A 4,397-nucleotide genomic window follows, 5' to 3' on the forward strand; every position below is an offset into this window, starting at 1 on the left:
TCCGGGGCGGTTTTGTTTTGGGTGTCGCGAAGTGCTCAGGCGGCCGAGCTGACGTCGCTCTTGGGATGACTGGCTTCGTACTGGTCGCGCAGCTTGTCTTCATAAGCGATCAGCTTGCGAGCCTCCTTGAGCGCCCGGTAGAGGTCGCCGCTCATGATGTTGTTGTTGATGCCCTCGATGATCGGCCAGGAGCTCGGCACCGCGGTGACAATGTCACGCACGAGGTTGAAATAGGTGCCGTGCTGGGTCTGCGGGTCCGGCGAGATGTACATGAGCTGCACCGCCAGATAGACGAGCTTGGCCGGCGTATCGGCGGTCTCCGGCGTGAGGATGTCGCGCTCGCGCAGGATCGGCACATTCTCGCCGTCGATCAGGAGCCGCGCGCGCTGGTCCGTGTTGGTGATCACGGAATTGCCGACGATGATGCGTTCGTGTGGTTTGAGCTCGACCTTGAGAGCCATGCCTGTTCTCCATCAACCCTTTTGTAACGAGCCTCGTGCGTGCCCCCGCTGACGGCTGCCGGCTCTGATTTGGGTCCGATCCTTGCTCAATGTGGTTAACGGGTTGTAAACGCCGGCCGTCGTCGCGGGAACATGAATGATTTCAATGCGTTGATTCCATCGAAATTTCGGACTGGGGATTTCGGACCGGGCTTCGAAGGCGCGACGCAGACAAACCCGGAGTTTCATTTCACGGATTGTTAGAGGCTTGGACGCAACCGTCCGCCGGTCGTTTGATCAATTTCGGTCAGACAGGACGCGTAGCTACCAGAAAGGTAACAGTATGTCCGGTATCGTTCTCTCCTCCTCGGTTCGCCAGAACCTGCTCTCCCTCCAGTCCACCGCCGATCTGCTCGCCACCACCCAGTCCCGTTTGTCGACTGGCAAGAAGGTGAACTCGGCGCTCGACAACCCCACCAACTTCTTCACGGCGCAGTCGCTCGACAACCGCGCCAGCGACATCAACAATCTGCTCGATGGTATTGCCAACGGCGTGCAGGTGCTGCAGGCCGCCAACACCGGCATCACCTCGCTCCAGAAGCTGCTGGACTCTGCCAAGTCGATCGCCAACCAGGCGCTCCAGACAACGGTCGGCTATTCGACCAAGTCGAACGTCTCGACCACGATCGCGGGCGCGACTTCTTCCGACCTGCGCGGTACCACGACCTACACCAGCGCGACCGCGCAATCCAACGTGCTGTTCTCCGGCGCTGCCGGCGGCGTCACGGCGGCGACCGGGACGACTACGCTTGGCGGTACGGCCGCTGCCTATATCGGAACCGCTGCGGTCAACGACAACAACGGCGGCGGTGCGGCGGCCATCACCACGAGCACGCTGCTCTACGGCGACGGTTCGACTGCTGCAAAGAGCGGTCTGGGCCTGATTGGCGTCACCCAGTTCACCGACGGCACGACTCTTACCGTCGACGGCCACAGCATCACCTTCAAGTCCGGCGATGCGCCGGGCGTCACGGGGTCCACCAATAGCCTGCCGACCGGCTACGGCGTGGATAGCGGTGGTACCGGCAGCGTCGCGACTGACGGCAGTGGCAACTCGATTATCTATCTCGGCAGCGATACGACCAACTCGACCGCGACGGTCGGCGACATCCTGAAGGCGGTCGACCTTGCGGCGGGCACCCGCGGTGCCACGATCGCGGCCGGCGTTGCCACCATCAACGCCAACAACACCAGCCAGACCGCGGCTTCCATCACCGCCGGCAAGATCACGCTGGACAGCTCGACCGGCGCCGATCTCAGCGTCACCGGCAAGGCGGACGTGTTGAAGGCGCTCGGTCTGACCACCGCGACCGGCTCCGGCAACACCACCATCGGTGCGGCCCGCACAACCGTCTCGACCGGCCTTGGTTCGCTGATCACCGACGGTTCGACCCTGAACGTCAACGGCAAGACCATCACGTTCAAGAACGGCGGTACGCCGGCTGCGGCCAACGTGCCGACCGGCTCTGGCGTCACCGGCAACGTCGTCACCGACGGCAGCGGCAACTCGACCGTGTACCTCAACAAGGGCACCGTCGCCGACATCCTGACCGCGGTCGACCTCGCCACCGGCGTGCAGAGCGCGGCCAACGCCAGCGGTGCGGCGACGCTGACCACCGCAGCCGGCCAGACCGCGTCCTCCCTGGTCGCCGGTTCGCTGCACGTCTCGACCGGCGCCAACTCGGACCTGTCGATCACCGGCACGGGCAATGCGCTGTCCTCGCTCGGCCTGACCGGTGCGACCGGCACCGGCACCGCCTTCACGGCAAGCCGTTCTGCGGCGTCGGGCGGCGTTTCGGGCAAGACCTTGACCTTCTCCGCCTTCAACGGCGGCACGGCGGTCAACGTCACCTTCGGCGACGGCACTGGCGGCACGGTCAAGACGCTCGATCAGCTCAACACGGCTCTTCAGGCCAACAACCTGTCGGCCACGATCGACGCCAACGGTAGGCTGACGGTTTCGGCGACCAACGACTTTGCGTCGTCGACGATCGGATCTGCCGCTGCTGGCGGTACCATCGGCGGCACGCTCACCACGGCGCTGACCTTCTCGAACGCGACTGCGCCGGTTGCGGATGCTGTTGCCCAGGCCACCCGTACCAACCTGGTGTCCCAGTACAACAACATCCTGACGCAGATCGACACGACCTCGCTGGATGCTTCGTTCAACGGCGTCAACCTGCTCAACGGCGACCAGCTCAAGCTGGTGTTCGACGAGACCGGCAAGTCCAACCTCAACATCACCGGCGTGACCTTCAACTCGAAGGGCCTGGGTCTGGCCGGCCTGGTGCAGGGAACCGACTTTATCGACAACTCCGCGACCAACAAGGTGCTCACCAATCTGAACTCGGCCTCGAGCACTCTGCGGTCGGAAGCTTCGACCCTCGGTTCGAACCTCTCCATCGTGCAGGTGCGTCAGGACTTCAACAAGAACCTGATCAACGTGCTGCAGACCGGTTCGTCCAACCTGACGCTGGCCGACACCAACGAGGAAGCGGCCAACAGCCAGGCGCTGTCGACCCGTCAGTCGATCGCGGTCTCCGCGCTGTCGCTGGCCAACCAGTCGCAGCAGAGCGTGCTCCAGCTGCTCCGCTAATAGCGGCTGACATCGCAATCAAGTCATGGCGGCGGGGCTTCGGCCCCGCCGTTTTCTTTTGCGCGGTCCGATCGAGCAGTGGTCCGGCCGCACTGAAAAAGTAACTGTTGGTTATGGTTAACGGGGAGCAAACGCCGCAAAAAGGCGAGGAGTTTCAGATCGATCGTCGCCGATCTCGGCGTGCGTCCGCAGCCTTATGGTGAACCGGCGCTTACGCTGCGGGAACGGGTTTCACCTTTTGTTAGCCATGTCCCCTCAGGCTGTGCGCGTCACTCGATCCGAAGCGATCGAACGAAGACGCGTAAACCAGAAGGGTAAGAGTTATGTCCGGTATTGTTCTCTCTGCGTCGGTTCGCCAGAACCTGCTCTCGCTCCAGTCCACCGCCGACCTCCTCGCCACCACCCAGTCCCGCCTCTCGACTGGCAAGAAGGTGAACTCGGCGCTCGACAACCCCACCAACTTCTTCACGGCACAGTCGCTCGACAACCGCGCCAGCGACATCAACAATCTGCTCGATGGCATTGCCAACGGCGTGCAGGTGCTCCAGGCCGCCAACACCGGCATCACCTCGCTGTCGAAGTTGCTCGACTCCGCCAAGTCGATCGCTAACCAGGCGCTGCAGACCACCGTCGGCTACTCCAGCAAGTCGAACGTCTCGACCACGATTGCGGGTGCGACCGCTTCCGATCTGCGCGGCACCACGACCTACACCAGTGCGACCGCGCAATCCAACGTGCTGTTCTCCGGCGCTGCCGGCGGCGCCACGGCGGCAACCGGTACGACCACGCTCGGCGGTACGGCCGCTGCCTATGTCGGAACCACCGCGGTCAACGACAACAACGGCGGCGGTGCGGCGGCCATCACCACGAGCACGCTGCTCTACGGCGACGGTTCGACTGCTGCAAAGAGCGGTCTGGGCCTGATTGGCGTCACCCAGTTCACCGACGGCACGACCCTCACCGTCGACGGCCACTCCATCACCTTCAAGTCCGGTGATGCGCCGGGCGTCACGGGGTCCACCAACAGCCTGCCGACCGGCTACGGCTTGGATAGCGGTGGTACCAGCAGCGTCGCGACTGACGGCAGTGGCAACTCGATTATCTATCTCGGCAGCAATGCGACGAACTCGACCGCGACGGTCGGCGACGTCCTGAAGGCGATCGATCTTGCGGCAGGCACCCGCGGTGCCACGATCGCGGCCGGCGTTGCCACCATCAACGCCAACAACACCAGCCAGACCGCGGCTTCCATCACCGCCGGCAAGATCACGCTGGACAGCTCGACCGGCGCCGATCTCAGC

General features: G+C 63.7%; 3 protein-coding genes. 2 read left to right on the plus strand and 1 reads right to left on the minus strand.

Annotated features, from left to right (window positions below):
* Positions 1–35: 35 nt before the first annotated feature.
* Positions 36–461, minus strand: coding sequence for a flagellar biosynthesis repressor FlbT (flbT, locus tag FXB41_RS40050; protein ID WP_007602109.1), 426 nt, complete (start codon positions 459–461; stop codon positions 36–38).
* A gap of 322 nt (positions 462–783) precedes the next feature.
* Here flbT and FXB41_RS40055 point away from each other — a divergent pair, with 322 nt between their 5' ends.
* On the plus strand, positions 784–3,096 hold the full coding sequence (locus FXB41_RS40055; RefSeq protein WP_007602110.1) for a DUF1522 domain-containing protein: 2,313 nt from the start codon (positions 784–786) through the stop codon (positions 3,094–3,096).
* Positions 3,097–3,419: 323 nt separating this feature from the next.
* Positions 3,420–4,397, plus strand: a 978-nt coding sequence (locus tag FXB41_RS40060) for a DUF1522 domain-containing protein (RefSeq protein ID WP_219685675.1), incomplete at its 3' end; no start/stop codon positions are given.

This window comes from Bradyrhizobium canariense (assembly GCF_019402665.1).
GTDB lineage: Bacteria > Pseudomonadota > Alphaproteobacteria > Rhizobiales > Xanthobacteraceae > Bradyrhizobium > Bradyrhizobium canariense.

Excerpts from the sequence above, each read along its gene's own strand:
- flbT (WP_007602109.1), bottom strand. The coding sequence starts at position 461 with ATGGCTCTCAAGGTCGAGCTCAAACCACACGAACGCATCATCGTCGGC.
- FXB41_RS40055 (WP_007602110.1), top strand. The coding sequence starts at position 784 with ATGTCCGGTATCGTTCTCTCCTCCTCGGTTCGCCAGAACCTGCTCTCC.